Origin of the sequence: Sphingorhabdus sp. EL138, assembly GCF_945890115.1 — a bacterium.
Lineage (GTDB): Bacteria > Pseudomonadota > Alphaproteobacteria > Sphingomonadales > Sphingomonadaceae > Sphingorhabdus_B.
Window position 1 is genome coordinate 13,911 of sequence record NZ_CAMDCK010000005.1, and the last position, 24,734, is coordinate 38,644.

Genomic DNA, 24,734 nt, shown 5'->3' on the forward strand with positions numbered 1-24,734 from the left:
CGGGCTCTCGGCGGTCCACCTAGCGGTGATGACCGAAGAGCATGTTGATAGCCTGATTCCTTATGATGATGTTGTGCAAGAAGCATTGCGCGCCGTGGTGGGCCGCGTGCTCGGCAATGTCGCCCGCGATGGCCTACCTGGCGACCATCATTTTTACATCACTTTCAAGACTCAAGCCCCTGGCGTTTCCATCCCGCAACATCTGCATGAACGCTTCCCTGACGAGATGACCATTGTGCTCCAGCACAAATATTGGGACCTGAAGGTGGAGGCCGAGCATTTCGAAGTTGGCCTGTCTTTCAGCCAGATCCCGTCGCATCTGTTCATCCCTTATTCCGCGATCACCGCCTTTGTCGACCCAGCGGTGGACTTCGCGCTGCAATTCCATGTAGACGCAGGCGACGGCGCACCCGAACCGCATGAAGAAGCCGGCAATGACGGCCCCTCCGCCGTCGTCGAAGACGGCTCCAACGTCGTCAGCGTGGACTTCGGCCGGAAAAAGTGACGGGCCAAACTCGCACGGAAACTGACAGTTTTGGGCCCATTGACGTCCCCGCAGAGGCCTATTGGGGGGCGCAGACGCAGCGGAGCATCGCGAACTTTCCCTTCCCGGCGCATGAACGCATGCCGATGGGCATTATCTATGGCCTTGCGCATGTGAAACGGGCGGCGGCGCTGACGCATAAGGCATCGGGCGCGCTACAAGCCGACATATCTGATGCCATCATTGCCGCAGCAGACGCGATATTGATGGGCAATTATGACACGCAATTCCCGCTCGTCATCTGGCAAACCGGCAGCGGCACACAATCAAACATGAATGTGAATGAGGTGATTGCCGGCATCGCCAATGAAATGCTGACAGGCACGCGCGGCGGCAAGTCACCTGTGCACCCCAATGACCATGTCAATATGGGGCAATCGTCGAACGACAGCTTTCCCACCGCCTTGCATGTCGCAGTCGCCTTGGCGGTGCATCATGGCCTCCTACCTGCAATGGTCCGCCTGACCGATGCGCTTTCTGCAAAATGCACCGCTTGGGACGACATCATCAAAATCGGTCGCACCCATTTGCAGGATGCGACCCCGCTGACGCTGGGGCAGGAATTTTCCGCTTTTGTCGCACAGCTTGCGGGATGTCGAGCGCGGATCGAAAGGGCGGTGGTGCATAATGTCCATACATTGGCACAAGGCGGCACGGCGGTTGGCACAGGGTTGAATGCGCCAAAGGGATTTGACGTCGCCATCGCCGCCGAAATTTCGGCCGCAACCGGCATTGTTTTTGCGCCTGCCGCCAATAAGTTTGAGGCTTTGGCCTCTAATGATGGGTTGGTGCAAATGTCGGGCACGCTGAATACGCTTGCGGTTAGTCTAACCAAAATTGCCAATGACATCCGCTTATTGGGGTCCGGCCCGCGTTCCGGGCTTGGCGAGCTTATCCTTCCCGAAAATGAACCCGGCAGCTCGATCATGCCCGGCAAGGTCAACCCGACGCAATGCGAAATGCTGACGATGGTGGCCGCACAAGTCATCGGCAATCATCAGGCGGTGACTGTTGGCGGGATGCAGGGGCATTTGCAGTTGAATGTGTTCAAGCCGATGATTGGTGCAAATGTCCTGCGTTCGATTGAACTGCTCGCTATTGGCATGGACAGCTTTGCCAAAAACTGCGTCGCGGGCCTTGAACCCGACCGCGCGCGGATCGCCGACTTGGTCGACCGCTCGCTGATGCTCGTCACCGCGCTTGCACCAATTATCGGCTATGACAATGCCGCCGCTATCGCCAAACAGGCGCATCGCAACGGAACCACGTTGCGCGAAGCGGCATTGGCATCCGGTCTGGTTGACGAAGCCACTTTCGATACCCATGTCAAAGCGGAGGATATGGTTTAAGGCATTGCAGCGTCATGCTGAACTTGTTTCAGCATCTTAGTTTTTTGACGGTGGCGATTTAAGTAAGATCCTGAAACAAGTTCAGGATGACAACATTTAAGGGATATGGACACAGAATATGCTGAAATCCATTGCAGGGGCCGTTATCGGCGAAATCATCGGGCGCAAGCAAGGTCATGGTTTGCTGGGCGCGGGCATTGGTCTGGTCGCCACACGGCTAGCCACCCGCTCTATTCCCGGCCTTTTGCTGGTCGGTGGCGCGATTGTGGCCAAAACCATCTATGACAAAAGCAAAGAGCGTAAGGACGGCTAACCCGCTTTCGCCGTCCACGCTTGCGCTTCCCTCTTGACGCCGCCCTGCCCTTTCGCGCAGTAGCGGCTATGGCCCATAATGAAATCCATAAGCCCTATGAATTGGAGCGCCGAGGCCTCCTGTTCGTCCTTTCGTCGCCCTCTGGCGCTGGCAAATCCACGCTTTCGCGCATGTTGCTGGATGCGGATGAGAAGATCGCATTGTCGGTATCCTACACAACCCGTCCCCCCCGACCCGGCGAGATTGAAGGTGTGCATTATCATTTCACCGATGTCGCCACATTCAAGCAAATGGCCGCTGACGGTGAATTTCTGGAATGGGCGCATGTCTTTGGCAACCGGTACGGCACGCCCAAAGGCCCCGTTGAGGAAAAGCTTGCGGCCGGTTGCGATGTCCTGTTCGACATTGACTGGCAAGGGGCGCAACAATTATATCAAGAGGCTGGACCGGATGTCGTCCGTGTATTCATCTTGCCGCCATCGATTGACGAGCTGGAGCGCCGGTTATTTAGCCGCGCGCAGGACAGTGAAGCCGTAATTTCCGACCGAATGAGCCGCGCAAAGGCGGAAATCGGGCATTGGGATGGCTATGACTATGTCCTCATCAATGATGATGTGCAGGCCTGTTTTGAAAAAGTGCGGCAGATACTCGCCGCCGAACGCATGAAACGACGGCGGCAAAAGGGCCTGATCGGCTTCGTGCGCGATCTTGCGGCGTCTTAAAGCGGCGTCTTAAGCAAAGCCCGCCAACAACACAGTCAATCCGCCCAGCCCAATCGACAAATGCCAGCGCAGCTTCATCCAGCCAGCGGGCAAGGCGCAACGCACCGCCAGCCAGCGGTCCCCCAAGGGCGATAGCAGCAAGAAAAAGCCAAGCCACGCCAAGGACGGGCCGGGCCAAGACAGCCCCCATATCCAAGGCACATAAGTGGCGAGCGCCAGCAAGCTGGGTGCAACGGCAAGCGCGAATATGGCATTGGCTGACGCATCATCTTTGCGCGTGGTCGCGCCAAGCGCCCACCACATGCCGCCGATGAAGCTGAAGATAAATGCGGCATAGCCATACGCCAAGGCAAGGCCAGTCCATTGATATTCGGAACCCGATAGCACCATGATGGCGGCAATGACCTGCGGCAATAATCCGGCATAGCCCGCGACAAAGGCGGCCTTTGGAATAGGGTGGAGTGTAAATGTCGCGCTGTCTGCCATGACTATAATCCTTGTCTGCGCCGGCTCACTGCCCGCTCTTTTCGTTCCCGACGAGATGGGTTTTCACCTATGTTCAGGGCGCCAGCAGGTCGAGAAAGCGCGCAGCCGCCATAAATTCGCCTGCGCGGTCGCTGCGGTTTTTTTGCGCCCAATGGTCAGCGCCCCATAAGTCTTCCTGCCACAGTTCATCAAGGCAGGCGGCGTTCCATATGTCTTCGGGTGTGCCGGCGCGTTCGATCACCGCCAAGCTTGCAACGAGTGACCCCGACAAATGCGCAAGCTTCGCCATGGCGGCCAGTTCAAATGCCCCGCGTGCGGCGACCACCCCGCGCAATGTTTCCAGCGTTGCGGCGGGTTGCGGCTGGTGCATGATGCCTTCGACAATTACGAAGCTGATGTCATAGCGCGCTTTCGCCCAATCCAGCCAAGGGTCCCAAACTTGGGCCTGCCGTTCGGCCAAAGCTTCGCCAGCCGCCGCGCGATAGCAGAAAAGGTCGGTCTCTCCATAAGCGGCGATGGCGGCGGCAAAGCCCGCATGATCCGGCGCAATTCGGTCAATGGCGGCATTGGCAAAGCCCGTCACCGGCATCACTATCGGGTTGAGCGTTTTTTCCACGGCTTCCCATTCCGCCACCACCGCATCCGCCATTTTCTGCGTCGGCAGCGCGAGTGCATTGCCCGTTGGTGTCTTTACCGGACGCCCGTCGAGGCGGACAGCCTGACCCATTGGCGTGGATTCAAGTGTAACCTCTTTCCAAAACCGCCTCATGAATCAGGCTTACTTTTCCATCTTTTGGACAGGAATACAGGCACGAGGAGAAAGTTGAGCATGCCGACCAGAAACAGCAGATATCCACCCGCCTTGGGGATTCCAAACCCGCCACGTGCAATGACGGCAAGGCCCAGCACCAACATGATGGCGCCTATAATCCTACACAGGTTGATGACCAAAAAGCGATATTGCGCCTGCATTTCTGCGCGGGCCTTGTCATCGATTGGCGTCATGCAAAATCCTTTAGATAGGCGTTCAGATCGTCCATGCTTTCGGCGATATAGTCTGCCCCTGCTTCGCGCAACTCCGCAACGCTGTGATAGCCCCAATTGACGCCCACGGTCCGTGTTCCGGCCGCGCGGCCCATATGAATATCATATACCGTATCGCCGATAACGACCGCATCGCCTGCATCCGCGCCCGCATCGGCCAGTGCCTGATACACCATCGACGGATGCGGTTTGGATGGGTGACGGTCCGCGGTTTGCAATGTGACAAACAGACCCTTGATCGCATGATGGTCCAAACACCGGATCAGCCCGCGGTCGGACTTGCCCGTCGCCACACCCAACAGCCATCCATTTTCGTCCAGTTCGGACAATAATGCGTCCATGCCGTCATATAAGGGTTCGTCCACCAAGCCATTATTGCGCAAGGTCAGGAACGCGGCCCTGTAATGCTCGGCCAGATCATGATGGGTTTTGTCATCGGCATCCGGCAACAATATCCGCATCGATTCCACTAAAGACAGCCCAACTACGCGGCGTATATCATGCCGCAGCGGTGGCCGCAGCCCCGCGCCTTCAAACGCATGCTCCATCGCCATACAGATATTGGCTTGGCTATCGACAAGCGTCCCGTCGCAATCAAATATGGCAAGGCGTGTGCGCGATTTGATCACTAACTGGGCTCCCCGTCATACTAAACTCTTACCCGACCTTCCGAACAATTACCATCGGCACGTCAACAATTACCATCGTTACCCTAAAGCCTTACCCGTCACCCTGAAACCCCAACCGTCACCCTGAAACCCCAACCGTCACCCTGAACTTGTTTCAGGGTCCATTTCTCCACCACAACTGCCAGTCGTATGGCGCGATAGACCCTGAACCAAGTTCAGGGTGACGAAAAGGAGGAAGTCATCAGCATAACGATAGGAGGCGGTATAAAGCGACATCTTCGTGTCTTCGTGCGAACCAAAAAAGCAAGAGGGTTCGCACAAAGACATAAAGACGTAAAACCTATTTCTTCCCAGCAGGCTTCTTCACAGGTGCCCTTTTCGCAGGCGCTTTCCCCGTTACCGCCTTCTTAATCACCGGCTTCTTCGCCGCGATTTTTTTGCCAGCGGCCATTTGGCTGCGCTTATTATCCTTGGGCTTGTCGGACACCGATCCACGCGAGCGGCGTTCGCCCTTGCGTTCTTTGCGCGCTGACTTGGCGATATTGGCGGCAACGCGCTTTTTGCCCTCGGCAGTTTCGCTGAACTTCGGCGCATCCAAAACCAAAGCATCGCCCATTTCAATATCAAAGCCCAAATCGTCAAAGCTGGCCTTCATATGCGGGGGCAAATCGGCGCGGACGTCGATTTGATGGCCGGCAGGATGGTCAATCCGGATGCGGCGGGCGTGGAGATGCATTTTACGGCTAATCGTACCGGTCAGAAACGCCTCCTTGCCGCCATATTTGCCGTCGCCAACAATCGGGTGGCCAATGGCGGCCATATGCACGCGCAACTGGTGCGTGCGGCCGGTATAAGGCTGCAATTCGACCCAGGCTGTTGCGTTGCCTGCCCGTTCAACAATGCGATAGCGGGTGCGCGCCGATTGCCCGTCTTTTTCATCGACATGCATTTTTTCGCCGCCGCTACCGGGTTGCTTGCCTATCGGCAGGTCAATGAAACCATCGGCAATGTCGGGCACGCCGACGACCAAAGCCCAATATACCTTGCGCGCGGTGCGCGATGAAAATGCCTTGGCAAAATGCCCCGCCGACCGCGATGTCCGCGCCAGCAATAACGCGCCCGATGTGTCCTTGTCCAAACGGTGGACAAGCTTTGGCCGGTTATCGAGCTCAAAACCCAAGGCATCGAGCAAGCCGTCGACATGGTTCTCGGTCTTGGTTCCGCCCTGCGTCGCAAGGCCGGCTGGCTTGTTAATCACCAACGCTGCATCATCCTTGTGGATGACCATGCTCAGCGCGAATTCCATTTCGTCTTCGGTCAACTCACTGCGCTTACGCACGGGCCGCGCGCTTGAGGATGCAGACGTATCCGCAGGCGGCACGCGCAATGTCTGCCCAGCCAGCAACCGGTCTCCGGGCGTTGCCCGCTTACTATCGACGCGCAATTGCCCCGTACGCGCCCAGCGCGACACGATGTTGAACGATGCATCGGGCAAGTGCCGCTTGAACCATCGGTCCAATCTTATGCCATCATCATCGGGGGCGACGACAAATTGCCGTATGCCCTTATCGTCATTTTTGCTCATGCCCAAATTGCCTTTGCTATCACCATACCGGCGAAAATTGCGCCAAGCGCCAATGTTACCGACACCAGCGCATATATTGCCGCCATGCCCATTTGCCCGCGTTGCACCATCTGCGCCATTTCAAGGCTGAAGGCGCTAAATGTCGTAAACCCGCCCAACACGCCAACGCCCAGAAACAGCCGCAATGGTTCCGCCGCATTGTCCCCGCGCAGTAACCAGTTTGCCAATATACCCATGCACAGCCCGCCCACGACATTGGCCGCAAAGGTTGGCCATGGCCAGCCAGCAGCGCCGACGGGCAAGGCGCGGGACAGGCCATAACGCATGGCTGCGCCTATGGCTCCGCCCGACATGACAAGGATGATGGGGTTCATGCCCGCGCTGTAGCGGGACAAAGCCTGCTTTAGCAAGCCTTGCCGCCGCGCAGGGTCATGCGGCAGGATTATGCTTTGCCCAAAATGCCTCCATCGACAACAGTCCTGCCATCGATAACAGCGATGTGATCCGGTCTACCTCACGCGTGATTAATGGCCGCCATGCGACATGACAATGAACGGCAGGTTAAAAAGGTTAAGGCCGCGGGGGGTGCGCGGCAAGTTTTTATAACGCCGAACGCATCAACTTCCTGTCACCGGTTTGCGACCCGATGGACTGTTCGGCGTAACCCCCGCCACGAGCTGCGATTGACGCTTGGATCGTGGCAGAAATCGAGCTTAGGACAACACATGCCATCTGAGGGGAGCTGGCAATTTCACCCTCCCGATAAGGACCAAAATGACCGGGAGAATTATGCGTTATCGCTGAACTCGCGTTCATGTCCTTCGATATATACCTCGTTACAGCGCACGGAAGTATCCTCTAAGCAACACCTGCGCCTGCGGCATTATCGCTTTTTTATCTGGAACTTGTTGGTCCGTTATTGGTTTGTCACATGAGGCAAAAAGCACATCGAACCGCCGTTACATATACCATGTAACGGTCCCAGCAGTGCGCACGCACTTAACCTGCTGTATAAAATTGTGACGCAGGAGACATCCGATTACAATTGCAGCCAATTATACCAACCCAAATTTTGCAATTAGGGTTAATGAAGAGCGTGACATCGTTTTATCCAGCGCCGTGTTTCAACGTTCGCCCGCTTTATCGGGTTTGCTGCGCTATTTGATCGACGAAACGATTGCCGGTCGTGCGCGAACGTTAAAATCATTTATTGTCGCGGTCGATGCGTTGGGTCGTAAGCAAGATTTTGATTCCGCATCGGACAGTTCGGCCCGCGTTCAAATGGGACGGCTGCGCAAAACGCTGGAGAGCTATTATGCGCAAAATGCGTCAAGAGCCGTTGGCTGCATTTACCTGTCGCCGGGTTCTTATGTCGTCCAATTGGGTTCGCGCGCGCTTGCCTATCCAAAACTGCCACCCTTACAGAATGTAAAAGAATCTCCGATTGCGGAAGACGCCGCGATTGCATCGCAGCCGGCAGGTTCGGTCCAGACCTCCATTCCCTTTTATCGCCGTTCTTTTCTATTGCCCTTCCTTGTCCTCCTCGTCATTTCCCTCGTTGCAGCAGCAACGTACTTTGCGCAAAAAAAGCCCGAAGTCGTCTCTGTCTATCGCAGCCCGATCCTAGAAATAATTCCCGTCAACACCGGGAAAGACCCACAGGCCGGGGAAACCTCGCGCCGCATTGCCAGCTTGCTGGCCGATGATCTCAGCCGCTTCAAAATATCGCGCGTCCGGCTCGGCACCGGACCTTCTTCAACTGAAGAACGCAATTATAGTCCCCATGTCTATCGGCTCTACTCACGGCTCGTAACAGACGAAAAAAATGTCACCTTATATCTGAATATTGACGATGCGCAGGCTGATATCCTGATTTGGTCACGTATAGTGGTCATGCCGCCCGAGGCCGAAAAAATGCATGCTGCACTTATTCCTATCTTAGGAGAAATTAATGGTAAGCAAGGTGTCATAGCGTCTTACGAGGCGGTGCAGACGCGGAACAGGGATGATGGCGGCTATCCATGCCTCCTGAAATATTTCGAATTTGTGCGATACCATGGCGACAAATTAGAGGACAAAGTCGCCGCCTGTATGGAAAAGCCAGTGCTTGAACCACATCTGCGTGGCACAATGCTGGGCCTGCGCGCTTTATTCGAAATGGAACGCAAAGGCGCGGCGGCAGATGTTGATGCGGCTTATGCCCGCGGCATATTGTTTGCGCGCGCTGCGGTCATCGTCGACCCCAATGATAGCTGGGCCAATTTTGCTGTTGCCAACCTGTCCTATTTGAAGCGGGATTGCCCCATGGCACGCCTATACACACAGCGTACCATCGCAGCGAACCCGAACAGCTCGGCATTTTCGGCCGTCCTCGCCGGCTTCGCGCCCATATGTGATTATCCTGACGCGGAAAAACTGCTCGATCAGGCTATCCAAACACAAAGTCCCTATGTTGCAAGGGCACGGCTTCAGTTAGTTTTAGCAGCGATATCACAGAACCGACCAGAAAAAATTGCCGAGATTCAAGACGCGGAATTACCCTTATCGGCGTATAACCGTTCCAATTTTTACCTTACAGAGGCCATGATTGCGGCAAGCAAGGGACAACGTCCGAAAGCCGCGCGCTATTGGGCACTGTTTGAAGCCGCCGCGCCCCGACAAAGCAAGACGGCGGATGACAAGCTGCGCAATTTCGTCCTCGTCCCTGCGGTGCGCCAACGAATGATGCAGTATCTGCGGGAGGAAGGTGTTACGATTTCCTAACTGGACTGCGCGTATCCATCACCCCAGCGCAGGCTGAGGCCCATCACGCCTCGCGGGCGTGCAACAAACATGGTAGGCAATATCTCCGCGCACGCGACCGTACGCCGCGCCGCAGCTTATGTTAAGGAAAATGCATGATCCCCTTTGTCACCATGACCGACGTTCGCGGGCAAAAAATCTCGGTCAATCCCGAAATTGTGCAGTTCGTCCGCGTCGCCGACAATGCACATGATGAATGCTTGATCGTCTTTGGAAAGGATCAATTGTTGCGCGTGCGCGGCAGCCTAGATGAGGTGACGGACAAGCTACGGCACGGCTAATCGCCGGATGAATACCGAAACGGACCTCAAACCAACTCAACCTGAACTTGTTTTGGCTATGCCAGCCTTCGGCTCCAGGGTCTTACTTTTTTACATCGAGGACAGGGAAAACTATGATCCTGAAACAAGTTCAGGATGACGGTCCTGTGTATGATGAACGTTACTAAAACCCATCACCCTAACTTGTTTCAGTATCTCAAACTCTTTACATTGAATGTGTTATACGATCCTATCTTCCGGAATGCCTATGACTAGCCGCCTCATCTCTCACCCGTCATGCTGAACTTGTTTCAGCATCTTAGTTTCTTACGTTAAAGTCTTAAAATCACAGATCGCAGGACATTGATGTCACACCGCCTCGACTTCCAACCCTGCGTCTACATCATGGCCAGCTTCAATGGTCAGGCCTTGTATGTTGGCGTAACATCGGACCTGATGAAACGGATCGGCCAGCATCGCGACGGATATTTTGACGGGCATAGCAAGAAATACAAAACTCAGCGGCTCGTGTGGTTTGAGGTCTTTGGGAACATGGAAGCTGCAATCGCGCGCGAGAAGCAGTTGAAGAACTGGCACCGGCAATGGAAGATCAACCATGTGACCGCCAGCAACCCAACCTGGCGCGACCTGGCGGAGGATTTGGGTTTTCCTGCGTTGGCGGTTTATTGATTGGGCGATCACTTTAAAAAGTAAGATGCTGGAGCCGAAGGCTGGCATAGCCAAAACAAGTTCAGCATGACGTTTAGTATCATTACTGCCGTCCGCCCAACACCGTCACCCCGAACATGGCGAAAACCCGTCACCCTGAACATCGCGAACACGTCACCCTGAACTTGTTTCAGGGTCTTACTTCTTAGGTCGAGGGTAGGGAAAACTAAGATGCTGAAACAAGTTCAGCATGACGTTTAGTATCATTACTGCCGTCCGCCCAACACCGTCACCCTGAACTTGTTTCAGGGTCTTGCTTTTTCGTTTTTTCGTTCACCCCGTCACCTTGCAAAATTACCCCCCGCGCACGCGCAATTTTCGCCCACCCCACCTTGCACCCCATCCCCAACCGCGCTAAGGCGCGGCCAGCAAACGACTCTCCCGCTCTTGTGCTGGTTTGACGCGCGTTTATTGGCCGTAGATAGCGGCAACCGTGTTGTCTTCCCCATCCGGCCAAAAGCCCAAATTTTAAGGGACACTATCACCATGACCGCAATCGGATTAGACAGCCTCCAAACCCGCTCCACCTTGACCGCTGGCGGCAAGACGGTGGATTATTTCTCGATCAAGAAAGTGTCGGAGAAATTGGGCGATGTGTCGCGGCTGCCTTTTTCGATGAAGGTGTTGCTCGAAAACCTGCTCCGTTTTGAAGATGGCGGCTTTACCGTGTCGGTGCAGGATGTGCAGGCGCTGATCGATTGGCAGAAAGACGCAAAGTCGGACCGCGAAATCCAATATCGCCCTGCCCGCGTCTTGTTGCAGGATTTTACCGGTGTGCCGTGCGTGGTTGATCTGGCCGCGATGCGCGATGCGATGACCGCGTTGAAGGCGGACCCGTCAAAGATTAACCCGCTCGTCCCTGTGCATCTGGTCATTGACCATAGCGTCATGGTCGACGAATTCGGCCACCCCAAGGCGGCGGAACAGAATGTCGAGATCGAATATCAACGCAATGCCGAACGTTATGACTTTTTGAAATGGGGTTCAAAGTCGCTCAATAACTTTAAAGCTGTCCCCCCCGGCACGGGCATTTGCCATCAGGTCAATCTGGAGCATATCGCGCAAGCCGTTTGGACCAGCACTAGCGAAGATGGCGCGACCATCGCCTATCCCGACACTTGCGTGGGCACAGACAGCCATACGACGATGATCAACGGCCTTGGCGTCCTTGGTTGGGGCGTAGGCGGGATTGAGGCCGAGGCCGCGATGCTTGGCCAGCCGGTATCGATGTTAATCCCTGAAGTTGTCGGCTTCAAGCTGACTGGCGCATTGGCCGAGGGCGTGACCGCCACCGACCTTGTGCTGACCGCAACGCAAATGCTGCGCGCCAAGGGTGTGGTTGGCCGCTTTGTCGAATATTATGGCCCCGGCCTTGCATCGCTTAGCCTTGCCGACCGGGCGACATTGGCCAATATGGCGCCCGAATATGGCGCGACCTGTGGTTTCTTTGGCATTGATGAAAAGACCATCGAATATCTGCGCCTGACCGGCCGTGATGAGGACCAGATTGCGCTCGTCGAAGCTTATGCCAAGGAACAGGGCCTTTGGGCTTATGCCGACATGGCCGACCCGATTTTCACCGATACGCTGGAATTGGATATGGCAACGGTGGTGCCCTCGCTGGCTGGCCCCAAGCGTCCGCAGGACAAGGTCATACTCACCCAAGTCGACAATGTGTTCAACGATGACCTCATCAACGTCTACAAGCATGACAGCGCAAAGCGCGTCGCGGTTGAGGGCAAGACGCATGATATTGGCGATGGCGATGTCGTGATTGCGGCGATTACCAGCTGCACCAACACTTCGAACCCAAGCGTATTGGTTGCCGCCGGATTGGTGGCGCGTAAGGCCAATGCCTTTGGCTTGCGTCCCAAGCCATGGGTGAAGACCTCGCTTGCGCCAGGGTCACAGGTTGTGACCGATTATCTGGATCGGGCGGGATTGACGGCGGATCTGGATGCGGTTGGCTTTAACTTGGTTGGCTATGGCTGCACGACCTGCATCGGTAACTCCGGTCCATTGGCAGAGCCGATTTCGGCGGCGATTAACGGCCATGACATTGTGGCCGCCTCGGTCATTTCGGGCAATCGCAACTTTGAAGGCCGCGTGTCCCCCGATGTGCGGGCGAATTTCTTGGCCTCACCGCCATTGGTAGTGGCTTATGCGCTCAAGGGCACAGTGACCGAAGATTTCACCACCACGCCCATTGGGCAAGCAACCGACGGTAGCGACGTGTTCCTGCGCGATATCTGGCCCACCAATCAAGAGGTGCATGACGTCATGACCGCAAACATCGACCGTTCGATGTTCACCGCGCGTTATGCCACGGTCTATGAAGGCGATACGCATTGGCAGAAAATTCAGGTCGAAGGTTCGGACACCTATCAATGGCGTGCTGGGTCGACTTATGTCGCCAATCCGCCTTATTTTGAAGGGATGAGCATGACGCCTGCGCCGGTGATGGACATCATCGAGGCAAAGCCGCTGGCGATCTTGGGTGATTCTATTACCACCGACCATATCTCGCCTGCCGGAAGCATCAAGGCGGACAGCCCTGCTGGAAAATTCCTGATGGAGCATCAGGTGAGCAAGGCAGACTTTAACAGCTACGGCGCGCGGCGTGGCCATCATGAAGTCATGATGCGCGGCACCTTTGCCAATATCCGCATCAAAAACGAAATGGTCCCCGGCATTGAAGGCGGCATGAGCAGCTACCAAGGCGAAGTCATGCCCATCTACGACGCCGCCATGAAGCATAAAGCCGACGGCACGCCCTTAGTGGTCATCGCTGGCAAGGAATATGGCACCGGTTCTTCGCGCGATTGGGCCGCTAAGGGCACAAACCTGCTCGGCGTCCGCGCCGTCATCGTCGAAAGCTTCGAACGTATCCACCGTTCGAACTTGGTCGGCATGGGCGTATTGCCGCTCCAGTTTATGGAGGGCGAAAGCCGGACAACGCTGGGCCTGACAGCCGACGACAGCTTCACAATCACCAGCGTCGGAAAGCTTCAGCCACGCCAGACCGTGAATGTGATGGTCACGCGCAAGGACGGATCAACGTTCAATTTCGACACTTTGTGCCGCATCGACACCGCGAACGAAGTCGAATATTTCATGAACGGCGGCATCCTGCATTATGTGTTGCGGAAACTAGCGGCCTAAACGCGTTTTAAGATCGACAGCGCCGCTTTCAAATGCGGCGCGTCGATCATTTTACCGTCGATTTGTAGCACCCCTGCTCCGGGGTTGGCGGCGAAGGCATCGACGATGGATTGGGCGTGCGCCATCTGCGCAGGCGAAGGCGTAAAGCCAGCGTTGATGGTGGCAACCTGCGATGGGTGAATGGCGAGCATACCCGTAAAGCCGTCCCGCGCCGCGCGCGCGACATAGGCCGATAGCGCAGCCTCGTCGCTGATATTCGGAAAGACCGTATCAATCGCCGATACCCCCGCCGCATGCGCCGCAAAGAGGGTCAGGCTGCGCGCCAGCTCGTACGGCGCCGTATAGCTGCCGTCCGCCTCACGCGCGGTCGCTGCGCCAACTGAGGCAGGCAAATCCTCTGCACCCCAGCTAACACCAGCCAGATAAGGTGCGACCTCACGCAAGCTGCCGAGATCAAACACCGCACCTGGCGTTTCGGTCGCGATCGGCAAGATCGGCGGTGCCTCGCCATCCTGACTGTCGGCCACTGCCGCAGCTTCGGCGCGCAACCAATGGACCGAGCGCGCGCCCTCTGCCTTGGGCAACATAAGGCCATCGGGCATATAAGGCAAAATCGAGGCCAAATCGTCATGCGTCAAATGGCTATCCTGCGGGTTGACGCGGACGAACACCGGCACTGGTCGGTCGCCAGAAAGATACTCCGCTGCCGCCTCGCGTGCGACAATTTTGCGCTCTAACCCGACGGAGTCTTCAAGATCGATGATAATCGCATCAGCGCCGCTGGCGGCGGCCTTGGCAAAGCGGTCAGGCCGGTCACCGGGGACGAAAAGGAGCGATCTTAGTTTCATATTTCTACCTCAGCAAAATTCACCATATTGCTGAGCCAGTCGAAGCACACCTAGCCGATAAGCGCCCTTCGACAGGCTCAGGGCTACGGTACTAACTTTCACTCCGCTTTAACAGCGCCGCACGCTCGCAACTGCACACCACCTCGTCGCGTTGATTGAGGCATCGGTGCAGGAACGTCACAACACCGGCATCGGGCCGTGATTTGCTCTCCTTCAACCCAATAACCTCAGTCTCGGCGCGCAATGTATCGCCGATAAACACCGGTTTTGGCATTATCAATTTATCATAGCCCAGATTGGCGACCAGCGTGCCAAGCGTCGTATCACCCACCGACAGCCCGACCATCAGCGCAAAAGTGAAGGTGCCGTTGACGAGTATTTGACCAAACTCACTAGCCTTGGCCGCCTCCGCATCAATGTGCAGCGGCTGCGGATTGTGGGTCATGACCGAGAACAAAAGATTGTCTGTTTCGGTCACCGTGCGACGGATGTCATGCACGATGCTATCGCCAATTTGCCATTGGTTGAAATATTTGCCTGCCATTATGCTAAACCTCGCACAAAACCGTCACCCTGAACTTGTTTCAGGGTCCATCGTGCCCCACAAACCACCGGTCGAGGCTGATGAATAGACCCTGAAACAAGTTCAGGGTGACGCGTAAATATGGTCATAACTACGCCACCACCTCAATCCGCACCAACAAAGCCTCAACCTGCACCTGCGCGCCAACCTCGGCATTCAACTCTTTTACTACCCCGTCGAACGGCGCGGTGAGGCTGTGTTCCATCTTCATCGCTTCGAGCGTCACGAGTTTCTGGCCCTTGGTCACTATATCCCCCGCAGCGACCTCGACCGCGATGATCCGGCCCGGCATGGGCGACAATATTGCGCCATTGCTTACTGCACTATGCCCCGACCCGCGCGGTTCATCCAAGACATAGCGGCGGGCAAAGCCATCGGCAAAGGCGAGCACATCTGCGGTAGGTGCGTCGGCCTCAATCGCATCAAACGCGACGACATAAAGGTTGCCCGCGTCGTCCAAGAGGCGTGCTTCCGCACGTGGTGGTGCATTCAAACGGAAGCCAAGAATTGCGCTGATGGGACCGTCGCCGGGGCTGGCGCACAACAACGCCGCCGCCTCGGCAAGTTCTTCTGGCTCTGGCTCGGATGGATGCACAAGATTATCAACCTCGCGCGCAATCAGACCCGTATCAACATCGCCAAGTCCGAAGTCGTCCAAATCAAGCAACCGGCCCAAGAAACCGGCGTTCGTTTTCACTGGCCAAACTTCCGTGCCGTCAATGCCGTCGCGCAATCGGTCCATCGCCGCGTCCCGCGTTTCGCCCCATGCGATCAACTTGGCGACCATCGGGTCGTAAAAGGGCGAAACTTCGCCGCCTTGCCCTACGCCTGTGTCGATGCGCAATTCTTCGGGAAACTCCAAATGGTCGAGCGGACCAGTCGACGGTAAAAAGCCAGTCGCCGGATTTTCGGCATATAACCGCGCTTCCATCGCCCAACCGTTAATGCCCAGTTCGTCCTGCCGAAGCGGCAACGCCTCCCCGCTCGCCACGCGCAATTGCCATTCGACAAGGTCCACGCCCGTAATCTCTTCGGTCACCGGATGTTCAACCTGCAACCGCGTGTTCATCTCCATGAACCAGATGCGGTCGGCGCGAAGACCCTCTGATGCGTCGGCAATGAACTCAATCGTGCCTGCGCCGACATAGTCGACGGCTTTTGCCGCTTTCACCGCGACCGCGCAAAGCTGTGCACGGGTCGCTTCGTCCATGCCCGGTGCGGGGGCTTCTTCGATGACCTTCTGGTGACGACGTTGCAGCGAACAATCACGTTCGAACAAATGCACAATGTTGCCGTGGGTGTCGCCAAACACCTGCACCTCAATATGGCGGGGGCGTTGGATATATTTCTCGATCAGGACATGGGCATTGCCGAACGACGCGCTGGCCTCACGCTGGCATGACGCGAGCGCATCGGCAAAGTCGGCGGCATCCTCGACCTTGCGCATCCCCTTACCTCCGCCGCCCGCGACGGCCTTGATAAGAACAGGATAGCCGATTTCGGCAGCGCGTTCCTTAAGGAACGCTGGGTCTTGATTATCGCCCATATAGCCCGGCGTCACGGGCACGCCTGCTTGGGCCATCAGTGTCTTGGCCGCATCCTTCAGGCCCATTGCGGTGATGCTCGCAGGTGCTGGCCCGACCCAGATGAGGCCAGCGTCCATCACCGCCTGCGCGAATTCGGCGTTTTCGGAGAGGAAACCATAGCCGGGATGGATTGCTTCTGCTTTGGTGGCAAGCGCGGCGGCAATAATCTTATCACCCACCAAATAGCTCTCCCGCGCCGCAGACGGCCCAATATGCACCGCCTCGTCGGCTTCGCGCACATGCAGCGCCTTGGCATCGGCATCGGAATAAACCGCAATTGTGCGCATACCCATGGCCCGCGCTGTGCGGATAATCCGGCAAGCAATCTCGCCCCGATTGGCGATGAGGAGAGATTGGATCATGGGCTCGAACTTTCAAACACCTCCCCGGACCGGGGAGGGGGACCGCCAGCCAACGGCTGGTGGTGGAGGGGTTGGTGTTCGGCGCAAGCGGCAACAATAGTCGCAAGGGCATCTTCAAGGCTTTGCAGAACATACACCGCAGGCAAGCGTAAGATATGAAACCCACGGGACCGAAGATAAATGTCACGCTGTGCGTCTCGCTCTGGTCTGTCGCCTGCTCCATGCGCTTCGCCATCGATTTCAATGGCGAGCCGACATTCAAGGCAAACAAAATCGATTACGACATCACTCAGCGGATGCTGACGACGAAATTTATACCCGCCGGGACGCTTGCGCAGTTCGCGCCAAATCAGAACCTCAGGCAGATTACCGGAGCGACGCTCGCGCTTTGCAACAGCATACGCGTTCGATAAGGCGGATAGCACCCCTCCACCATCCTTCGGATGGTCCCCCTCCCCGGTTCGGGGAGGTGTTTGGTGCTCACTCACATCCTAAACACCCCAAAGCGGGGTGCCTCCTCTACGGGGGCGTTTAGGGCGGCGGCGAAGGCTAGCCCCAACACATCGCGGGTTTGCGCTGGGTCGATGATGCCATCATCCCACAGCCGCGAGGTCGCGTAATAAGGATTGCCTTCATCCTCATATTTCTGGCGGATTGGGGCTTTGAAGGCTTCGGCTTCCTCCGCCGTCCATTTTTCCGCATCACGGTGAACCGTCGCCAGCACCGAAGCGGCTTGTTCGCCGCCCATCACCGAAATCCGCGCATTGGGCCAAGTGAACAGGAATCGTGGCGAATAAGCGCGCCCACACATGCCATAATTGCCCGCGCCAAAGCTTCCGCCGATTAGCACGGTAATCTTAGGCACGCTCGCGGTGGCAACGGCGGTGACGAGTTTGGCACCATGCTTGGCGATGCCCTCCGCCTCATATTTGCCGCCAACCATGAAGCCGCTGATATTCTGCAGGAACAGCAACGGTATCCGCCGTTGGCAGGCTAGCTCAATGAAATGCGCGCCTTTGACCGCGCTTTCCGAAAACAGCACGCCATTGTTGGCAAGGATCGCGACTGGCATGCCCCAGATATGTGCAAAGCCGCAGACCAAGGTCGTGCCATACAGCGCCTTGAATTCATGAAATTCGCTGCCGTCGACAAGGCGCGCGATAACTTCATGGACATCATAAGGCGCACGGACATCATCGGGGATGACACCGTAAAGTTCGTCGGTGTTGAACTTTGGCGGACGGGGTTCTTTTACATCAATGTCGGGTTTGTGGGTTGCCCCTAAATGGCTGATAATATCGCGCACGATGGTCAACGCATGTTCGTCATTTTCGGCGACATGATCCACCACCCCCGACTTGCGACCATGCAAGTCGCCGCCGCCTAAATCCTCGGCGCTGATTTCCTCGCCTGTCGCAGCCTTCACCAATGGCGGGCCAGCCAAGAAGATTGTGCCTTGATTGCGGACAATGATGCTTTCGTCCGACATCGCAGGGACATAAGCGCCGCCCGCGGTACAACTGCCCATGACACAGGCGATTTGCGGGATGCCCTTGGCGCTCATATTGGCTTGATTGAAAAATATGCGGCCAAAATGGTCGCGGTCGGGGAAGACTTCATCCTGATGCGGCAAGTTCGCGCCGCCGCTGTCGACCAGATAGATGCACGGCAAATGGTTCGCCTCGGCAATTTCCTGCGCGCGCAAATGCTTTTTGACGGTCATCGGGTAATAAGTGCCACCCTTTACGGTCGCGTCGTTGCAGACGATCATGCACTGACGACCCGAAACGCGGCCTATTCCCGTGATCAGGCCTGCGCCGGGGATTTCGCTATCATACAGGTCGCAGGCTGCAAGCTGGCCGATTTCTAGGAAAGGCGAACCGCTATCCAGCAGGCGCTCGACGCGCTCACGGGGGAGCAATTTGCCACGCGAAGTGTGCCGCTCACGCGACTTCTCGTTACCACCCAGCGCGGCTTCGGCAACCTTGGCCCAAAGCGCATCACGCAACGCTCGGTTGTGTGCGGTGCGCGCCTTAAACTCCTCGGAGTCAGGGTTGATCGACGTTGGCAAGACGGGAGCGCTCATGCTGACACTCCGTCATGCTGAACCTGTTTCAGCATCCATTTTTCCTCTCAAGCCCGGCCTTTAGAGGCGCGATGGACCCTAAACCAAGTTCAGGGCGACAAAATTGCTATACGTAAGAAGCATATAACGCGCAAAGCAGGAAAAGGAATGCGCAACCTCATTACGCAAACCAATTTTTAGTCACCCGAATTTACTTTGTAACGCCAACAAGGCCATTGCCGCAATGGCCGCCTCCCCGCCCTTGTCCTTTTGCTTGGGGTCAGCGCGGACTATGGCTTGGTCTTCGTTTTCAACGGTCAATATCCCGTTGCCAATGGCGATGCCGTCCATCGTCAACGCCATGATACCGCGCGCGCTTTCGCCAGCGACGATTTCAAAATGATAGGTTTCCCCGCGAATGACGACCCCAATGGCGACAAAGCCGTCATATATCTGCGCCTCTGCGGCCATGGCAATGGTGCCGGGAATTTCGAGCGCGCCGGGCACGGTGATCACCTCAACCTCATGCCCCTTGGCCTTTAAAGCCGCCTTCGCGCCCGCGACAAGCATGTCGTTTAGATGGTCATAAAACCGTGCTTCAACTATTAAAAATTTCGCCATTACTCGCCTCCGGTGCCGGGAATAGGCCGTTCGCCTACAATGGAAAGGCCATAGCCTTCAAGGCCAACCAGCGTGTGGTGGGTATTGGTCAGCAATATCATGTCCTGTACGCCCAATTCCGTCAGGATTTGCGCACCCCCGCCATAATCGCGCAGTTCTTCGATCTCGGGTGCGCCAGCTTGCTTGCCCTCGGCGCGCAACTGCATGAAGCGGGAGACGACGTTTTTCATCGGCTTGTTAATGACCACAATAACGCCAGCGCCTTCGTCCGCAATGGCCTCCATCGAGCGCGAAAGCAGGCCAGACCGCTCACTTTCTTCGCCAAACACGTCCACGAACATCGACATGGTGTGCATGCGTACCAGTGTCGGTTTTTCGGGATCAATACGTCCCTTGACCAAAGCAATGGTCTCATCGCCCGTCGCTTTGTTGTAAAAGGTCATGGCGGTCCAATCGCCGCCCCAGCGGCTGTTGAACTTCATCTCTGCGCGCTTTTCGATCAAATGATCATGCTTGCGGCGATAGGCGATCAAATCACGGATCGTGCCCATTTTCAAATTATGCATATGGGCAAAGGCAACAAGGTCGTCCATCCGCGCCATTGTGCCATCGTCTTTCATGATTTCGCAAATCACGCCCGACGGGTTGAGGCCAGCAAGCCGGCTGATGTCGACAGCGGCTTCTGTGTGTCCGGCGCGCACCAGCACGCCGCCATCGCGAGCCGTCAGCGGAAAGACATGGCCCGGCGAAACAATGTCGTCAGGGCCCATAGAGGCGTCCACAGCGACAGAAATGGTGCGCGCGCGGTCTGCGGCGCTGATGCCTGTTGTGACGCCCTCACGGGCTTCTATGGACACCGTAAAGGCAGTCTGCATGCTTTCGCGGTTTTCCCGCGCCATCGGCGTCAGGCCAAGCTGTTCGCAGCGCATTTTGGTCATGGAAAGACAGATAAGGCCACGGCCATGCGTGGCCATGAAATTGATCGCATCTGGCGTTGCCATTTGCGCAGGAATGATCAGGTCGCCCTCATTTTCACGATCCTCATCATCGACAAGAATATACATGCGGCCATTGCGCGCCTCTTCAATGATTTCCTCGATCGGCACGAGCGCAGGCGCGTCATCGTTGGAGAATAAATAGCTTTCCAACTTGCGCAATGTTTCGGCAGTTGGGTTCCAGCCCGGCTCATCCAAGTCGCGCAAGGTGTTGGCATGCAGGCCAGCAGCGCGGGCCAAGCCGGACCGTGACAAGCCACCGTCATTGACGAGGCTACGAAGTTTAGTGATCAATTGTGTGCTCATGATTCGTCTTTTTCACACTGCGATGTGATTGTCAAAGCGCATATTCACATCAATGTGAACAACTGACGCTATTGAATGCATAACTTCAGCCCGTTATGCCCACCGTAGGAGAACCAAAAATATGGCATCGACAATCTGGGTAAACAAACAAGCGCTTACACAAACGCAGTTGCATGAGACTGCATTACCGCCGCTCGGCGAAGGCGCGGTTCGTTTGCGTATCGAAAGCTTCTCCGTGACTGCGAACAACATCACCTACGCCGTTATCGGTGACATGTTTGGCTATTGGAACTTCTTTCCAGCGGAAGGCGATTTTGGCGTCGTGCCAATGTGGGGCCATGCCATGGTTGAAGAATCGCATTGCCCCGATATCGCGGTCGGTGAGCGCGCATACGGATATTTACCGATGGGAACGCATCTTGATGTCCTGCCCGGCAAGATAAGCGCGGGAGGCTTCACCGACATGGCTGCACATCGCCAACCCATGAGCCCCATCTATAACCAGTATAGCCGCCTTGCCGCTGACCCCGAACATGACCCGGCAAAAGAAGCAGAGCGGATGTTATTCGGGCCTTTGTTCAAAACCGGGTTCCTTATTGAAGCCATGCTCCGCCGCGAAGGCTGGTTTGGCGCAGAAAACCTGCTCATCACCAGCGCTTCATCCAAAACAGCTATGGGCCTTGCAAGCGTCGCGAAAGATCTATCACCCAGCGTAAAACGTATTGGCCTGACCTCTAAAGGCAATGTGGACTTTGTCGTTGGGACGGGCCTTTATGATGAAGTCATGGCCTATGATGATGTCGACGTCCTGCCCGAGACCGCTTCGGTATGCGTCGATTTTGCCGGCAACTCGCGGCTGCTCCGTAGCGTTCACGAAAGGCTGGCCAGCCATCTAAAATATAGCTGCTTGGTCGGCGCCACCCATGTTGACGCGCGCGGCCCAAACAGTGCTGGTGCAAGTGGCGGCGAGATGCCGGGGCCGAAGCCCATCCTGTTCTTCGCCCCCGATCACGCCGTTGCAACGATTCAGGAACTGGGACCAAAGGGCTTTGGCGAAGCCGTCGGCCGCAGTTGGAAAAGCTTCCTAACCGCAGCCGATGGCGTCGTGGACATTGAAACCCATGCGGGATTGCAGGCCGCCGCAAGCGCCTTTGTGGAAACGCTTCAAGGCCGGACAGACCCGCAAAAGGGCATCATTATTCAGCCTTAAAAACCCGCCCATCCTTCATAACGAAACGCACGGATTTCAATATAGTGATGTCCGCAATGGGGTCACCTGCGACTGCGATGAAATCTGCCGCTTTACCGGGTTCAAGCGAGCCAACCTCTTTTTCAACGCCCAATAAGGTCGCGGCATTCATCGTCGCGGCCTGAATGGCGGCGCTGGCGGGCATGCCATGCTTGACCATTAATTCAAATTCGTCTGCGTTCCTGCCATGTTTGGAAACACCGGCATCTGTGCCAAACGCAATTTTAACGCCTGCGGGATAAGCCTTGGCAAGACTCTTGCCGGTCACACCAATCCGCCATTGCACTTTCGCCAGCACGTCGGGCGGATAGGCATTGGGGTTTGCGGCAAGCCGCTCAAGATAGCCATTTACCGTAGACAAAGTCGGCACATAATAAGCGCCCGCCGCCTTGAACAATTTAATGCTCTCGTCGGTCAACATAGTGCCATGCTCAATCGAGTCCGCACCCGCGGCTAAGGCGATATTGACGCCGTCGTCGCCATGGGCATGCACGGCAACTTTCTTGCCGTAAAGATGCGCGGTATCAATTAACGCCTTCACCTCGTCGTCGAATAACTGCCGACCAAGTCCAGCGCCAATGCGACTGTTCACGCCGCCTGTCGTTGCGATCTTGATGACGTCCACGCCACGCCGGACCTGTTTGCGTATCGCCTGACGGCAGCTTTCAACCCCATCACACAGATTTTCCTGACCGATGCTATCATGCAGGTCTTCGGAGACAGATAACGTTGCGTCCATATGTCCGCTGGTCGTTGAGATAGAGCGGCCAGCATCAATGATCCGGGGGCCGGGAAGTTCGCCAGCCGCAACCGCATCGCGCAGCGCCAAGGTTGCGCCAGTGCCATCGCCCATATTACGCACCGTAGTGAACCCAGCCATCAACGTTTTCTTTGCATTGCCCGCAGCACGATACGCGGCGCGCGCCGGACTGTCGGTAACGGCCTCGATCAAGGCTGCATTACCGCCGGCATCGCTATCCAAATGCACATGGCTGTCGATTAAGCCCGGGAGGACAAATTTGTCTTTCAGATCGATGAGCGTCGCACCTGCTGGCCCCTGCTGATGCCCCGCCAAAACTTCGGCGATTTTGCCGTTGCGGATAATGACGGTAGATGGACCACGTGGCGGGTTTCCTGGCTTATCCAATAACTTGCCGACATGGATCACCGTAACCATGTCGGCCGATTGCGCGGCCAATGGCGTGCTCGCTAGCAAGACTGCGCCTAATGAGACAAAAATGACTTTCTTCATGCTATTCAAACTCCCCTGTCGGCGCGATGTCGCGTACCTTTTGCTGGTGGGTCCTGTGGCGGCCCTGCAAAACATTGCGCAATACGCATCCATTGATGCGCGACTTCGCCTGTGACTTCAAGCGCAGTGTCCGCAATATTGCGACATTGGGTGACGACTTGACAAAATTCTGTCGCATTGCCGGATATCATACCACTTTCGGAAAGCTCGCCATATTCCCAGACCGCACCCGATGGGGCGGACAGGCGCAATTTCGGCATCTGCCCCGGTGGCTCAATGCAGCGATTTTTCCATGTGAAGCCCCAAGTATTCACGCCAAGACGTGCGATATTTCCAATCCGGTCAGTGTCCTGCCGATCCACGCCAAGCACATCGTAAACGGCCTGCCCATGTGCCCAAGTTTCCATTAACCGCGCTGTAATTGAACTTAGCGCACTCATATCGGGCCCAACCCATTTGAGACGAAGCTTCGGATCCAACGCAGAAAATGCAACGGCAGTAGCTTCGGCGCGCTCTATCCATGCGTTTCGCAATGCATGGCCCGAAAGACCATCCAGATAGCGCGCCTCAAACTCAGGCAGCTTACCACCGCGAACGCCAGCCATCATCGCGGCGATAAACGCGCCAAACGCGGCCTCGTCACGCAATGATAAATCCACGGCTATGTTCCAAACATGCAAATGGCGGATGATGTTGTTTACGGTCCAGCCCTTGAAAAGGGTCTGTGCGTCAAAATCCACCTCGGAAAGCGGCGTCAGTTGTGCGCATAACGCCTTGCTTTCATCAAAAAAATCATTTGCCTGTTGCATTAGTCTCGTTGTCCCAGATCAGTTTCAAATTCAAAGTGGTCGGTCTTGCCAATATGCGAACACATCATCCTGAAGCTTTCGGATATGGGCATGCGCTTGCGGCCCTGTCCATGCACCTTGATAATCGCGCCGCCCTGTCCACCAGCCTTGGCCGGGCAAGCCGTCCCCTTCACGCACCACAAGCACCGCGAGCGCAGGTGCGCCTTCCTCGGCGGTAATCTGGTCTATTTTATCCAGCGTCTTGCATACCGCCCGCATTTTGGGCCGCGTGAAACGAAAGCCAATGTTCAACAAAAGCTCGGAATAGCTGATCGCACGGCTATCACGCCCACATTGCTCTAATATGGCCTTGATCCGCGCAACATCGTGCAGCGCAGAAACGTCCGCCGCAGGATCGCTCAGAAACTCTTCAAGGACTGGGTCCAAATCACAT

Annotated in this window: 25 protein-coding genes; 9 read left to right on the forward strand and 16 right to left on the reverse strand. The window is 56.2% G+C overall.

From position 1 onward, the window contains the following. Positions 1 to 28: 28 nt before the first annotated feature. The 4 genes from Q0O07_RS03370 to gmk all read left to right on the forward strand — a co-directional run bounded on the left by Q0O07_RS03370 (position 29) and on the right by gmk (position 2,928). Entirely contained in the window at positions 29 to 505 is a 477-nt protein-coding gene (locus Q0O07_RS03370) for an SspB family protein (protein WP_295490591.1), read from the forward strand. Next, positions 502 to 1,893: a class II fumarate hydratase gene (gene fumC / locus Q0O07_RS03375; RefSeq protein ID WP_295490384.1), complete on the forward strand. Its 1,392-nt coding sequence runs from the start codon at positions 502 to 504 to the stop codon at positions 1,891 to 1,893. Before Q0O07_RS03370 ends, fumC begins: the two co-directional genes overlap by 4 nt. A 118-nt stretch (positions 1,894 to 2,011) precedes the next feature. Then, positions 2,012 to 2,206, forward strand: coding sequence for a hypothetical protein (locus tag Q0O07_RS03380; RefSeq protein ID WP_295490387.1), 195 nt, complete (start codon positions 2,012 to 2,014; stop codon positions 2,204 to 2,206). A gap of 68 nt (positions 2,207 to 2,274) precedes the next feature. Further along, positions 2,275 to 2,928, forward strand: a complete 654-nt coding sequence (gmk, locus tag Q0O07_RS03385) for a guanylate kinase (RefSeq protein WP_295490390.1) — start codon at positions 2,275 to 2,277, stop codon at positions 2,926 to 2,928. Positions 2,929 to 2,937: 9 nt separating this feature from the next. Here gmk and Q0O07_RS03390 read toward each other — a convergent pair whose 3' ends face one another. The 6 genes from Q0O07_RS03390 to crcB form a co-directional block, all read right to left on the reverse strand. Beyond that, a complete protein-coding gene (locus tag Q0O07_RS03390; RefSeq protein WP_295490392.1) occupies positions 2,938 to 3,414 on the reverse strand; it encodes a DUF3429 domain-containing protein in 477 nt (158 codons plus the stop codon). A gap of 73 nt (positions 3,415 to 3,487) precedes the next feature. Continuing rightward, entirely contained in the window at positions 3,488 to 4,183 is a 696-nt protein-coding gene (locus tag Q0O07_RS03395; RefSeq protein ID WP_295490394.1) for an ATP12 family chaperone protein, read from the reverse strand. Beyond that, positions 4,180 to 4,419 carry a hypothetical protein gene (locus Q0O07_RS03400; protein WP_295490396.1) on the reverse strand — a complete coding sequence of 80 codons (240 nt, stop codon included), beginning with the start codon at positions 4,417 to 4,419 and terminating at the stop codon, positions 4,180 to 4,182. The genes Q0O07_RS03395 and Q0O07_RS03400 overlap by 4 nt, the downstream gene beginning before the upstream one ends. Beyond that, complete coding sequence (locus Q0O07_RS03405) at positions 4,416 to 5,087, reverse strand: HAD-IA family hydrolase (protein ID WP_295490398.1); 672 nt, start codon at positions 5,085 to 5,087, stop codon at positions 4,416 to 4,418. Before Q0O07_RS03405 ends, Q0O07_RS03400 begins: the two co-directional genes overlap by 4 nt. Positions 5,088 to 5,427: 340 nt before the next feature. After that, positions 5,428 to 6,672 carry an RluA family pseudouridine synthase gene (locus Q0O07_RS03410; RefSeq protein WP_295490399.1) on the reverse strand — a complete coding sequence of 415 codons (1,245 nt, stop codon included), beginning with the start codon at positions 6,670 to 6,672 and terminating at the stop codon, positions 5,428 to 5,430. Next, positions 6,669 to 7,046: a fluoride efflux transporter CrcB gene (gene crcB, locus Q0O07_RS03415; RefSeq protein WP_295490400.1), complete on the reverse strand. Its 378-nt coding sequence runs from the start codon at positions 7,044 to 7,046 to the stop codon at positions 6,669 to 6,671. Before crcB ends, Q0O07_RS03410 begins: the two co-directional genes overlap by 4 nt. A gap of 745 nt (positions 7,047 to 7,791) precedes the next feature. On the opposite strand from crcB, the gene Q0O07_RS03420 reads away from it, so the two are divergent. From Q0O07_RS03420 to acnA, 4 genes are all read left to right on the forward strand, one after another. Further along, the gene (locus Q0O07_RS03420; protein WP_295490403.1) at positions 7,792 to 9,435 is read left to right on the forward strand and encodes a hypothetical protein; all 1,644 of its coding nucleotides are present in this window, start codon (positions 7,792 to 7,794) and stop codon (positions 9,433 to 9,435) included. Between the two features lie 134 nt (positions 9,436 to 9,569). Next, positions 9,570 to 9,755, forward strand: a complete 186-nt coding sequence (locus Q0O07_RS03425; protein WP_295490405.1) for a hypothetical protein — start codon at positions 9,570 to 9,572, stop codon at positions 9,753 to 9,755. A gap of 345 nt (positions 9,756 to 10,100) precedes the next feature. Then, complete coding sequence (locus tag Q0O07_RS03430) at positions 10,101 to 10,424, forward strand: GIY-YIG nuclease family protein (RefSeq protein ID WP_295490408.1); 324 nt, start codon at positions 10,101 to 10,103, stop codon at positions 10,422 to 10,424. Between the two features lie 525 nt (positions 10,425 to 10,949). Continuing rightward, positions 10,950 to 13,625, forward strand: coding sequence for an aconitate hydratase AcnA (acnA, locus tag Q0O07_RS03435; protein WP_295490409.1), 2,676 nt, complete (start codon positions 10,950 to 10,952; stop codon positions 13,623 to 13,625). Here the strand turns inward: acnA and Q0O07_RS03440 are convergent. The 7 genes from Q0O07_RS03440 to ribB all read right to left on the reverse strand — a co-directional run bounded on the left by Q0O07_RS03440 (position 13,622) and on the right by ribB (position 20,991). Beyond that, positions 13,622 to 14,473 carry a CoA ester lyase gene (locus Q0O07_RS03440; protein ID WP_295490410.1) on the reverse strand — a complete coding sequence of 284 codons (852 nt, stop codon included), beginning with the start codon at positions 14,471 to 14,473 and terminating at the stop codon, positions 13,622 to 13,624. The genes acnA and Q0O07_RS03440 overlap by 4 nt on opposite strands. A gap of 91 nt (positions 14,474 to 14,564) precedes the next feature. After that, the gene (locus tag Q0O07_RS03445) at positions 14,565 to 15,017 is read right to left on the reverse strand and encodes a MaoC family dehydratase (protein WP_295490412.1); all 453 of its coding nucleotides are present in this window, start codon (positions 15,015 to 15,017) and stop codon (positions 14,565 to 14,567) included. Positions 15,018 to 15,147: 130 nt separating this feature from the next. After that, positions 15,148 to 17,004, reverse strand: coding sequence for a biotin carboxylase N-terminal domain-containing protein (locus Q0O07_RS03450; RefSeq protein WP_295490413.1), 1,857 nt, complete (start codon positions 17,002 to 17,004; stop codon positions 15,148 to 15,150). Then, complete coding sequence (locus Q0O07_RS03455) at positions 17,001 to 17,492, reverse strand: endonuclease domain-containing protein (RefSeq protein ID WP_367271034.1); 492 nt, start codon at positions 17,490 to 17,492, stop codon at positions 17,001 to 17,003. The genes Q0O07_RS03450 and Q0O07_RS03455 overlap by 4 nt, the downstream gene beginning before the upstream one ends. Further along, positions 17,489 to 19,090, reverse strand: a complete 1,602-nt coding sequence (locus tag Q0O07_RS03460) for a carboxyl transferase domain-containing protein (protein WP_295490416.1) — start codon at positions 19,088 to 19,090, stop codon at positions 17,489 to 17,491. Before Q0O07_RS03460 ends, Q0O07_RS03455 begins: the two co-directional genes overlap by 4 nt. A 180-nt stretch (positions 19,091 to 19,270) precedes the next feature. Further along, positions 19,271 to 19,690 carry a 6,7-dimethyl-8-ribityllumazine synthase gene (ribH, locus tag Q0O07_RS03465; RefSeq protein WP_295490417.1) on the reverse strand — a complete coding sequence of 140 codons (420 nt, stop codon included), beginning with the start codon at positions 19,688 to 19,690 and terminating at the stop codon, positions 19,271 to 19,273. Beyond that, complete coding sequence (gene ribB / locus Q0O07_RS03470; RefSeq protein WP_295490418.1) at positions 19,690 to 20,991, reverse strand: 3,4-dihydroxy-2-butanone-4-phosphate synthase; 1,302 nt, start codon at positions 20,989 to 20,991, stop codon at positions 19,690 to 19,692. The genes ribH and ribB overlap by 1 nt, the downstream gene beginning before the upstream one ends. A gap of 121 nt (positions 20,992 to 21,112) precedes the next feature. Here ribB and Q0O07_RS03475 point away from each other — a divergent pair, with 121 nt between their 5' ends. Continuing rightward, positions 21,113 to 22,201: a DUF2855 family protein gene (locus Q0O07_RS03475; protein WP_295490419.1), complete on the forward strand. Its 1,089-nt coding sequence runs from the start codon at positions 21,113 to 21,115 to the stop codon at positions 22,199 to 22,201. On the opposite strand, the gene Q0O07_RS03480 is transcribed toward Q0O07_RS03475, so the two are convergent. The 3 genes from Q0O07_RS03480 to Q0O07_RS03490 are packed head-to-tail and all read right to left on the reverse strand — an operon-like array spanning position 22,188 to position 24,727. Next, on the reverse strand, positions 22,188 to 23,492 hold the full coding sequence (locus Q0O07_RS03480; RefSeq protein ID WP_295490421.1) for an amidohydrolase family protein: 1,305 nt from the start codon (positions 23,490 to 23,492) through the stop codon (positions 22,188 to 22,190). The two genes, Q0O07_RS03475 and Q0O07_RS03480, sit on opposite strands and share 14 nt — an antisense overlap. Before the next feature lie 5 nt (positions 23,493 to 23,497). Next, the gene (locus tag Q0O07_RS03485) at positions 23,498 to 24,301 is read right to left on the reverse strand and encodes a TIGR03084 family metal-binding protein (protein ID WP_295490422.1); all 804 of its coding nucleotides are present in this window, start codon (positions 24,299 to 24,301) and stop codon (positions 23,498 to 23,500) included. Between the two features lie 30 nt (positions 24,302 to 24,331). Continuing rightward, a complete protein-coding gene (locus tag Q0O07_RS03490; RefSeq protein WP_295490423.1) occupies positions 24,332 to 24,727 on the reverse strand; it encodes a ribose-phosphate pyrophosphokinase in 396 nt (131 codons plus the stop codon). Positions 24,728 to 24,734: the final 7 nt, after the last annotated feature.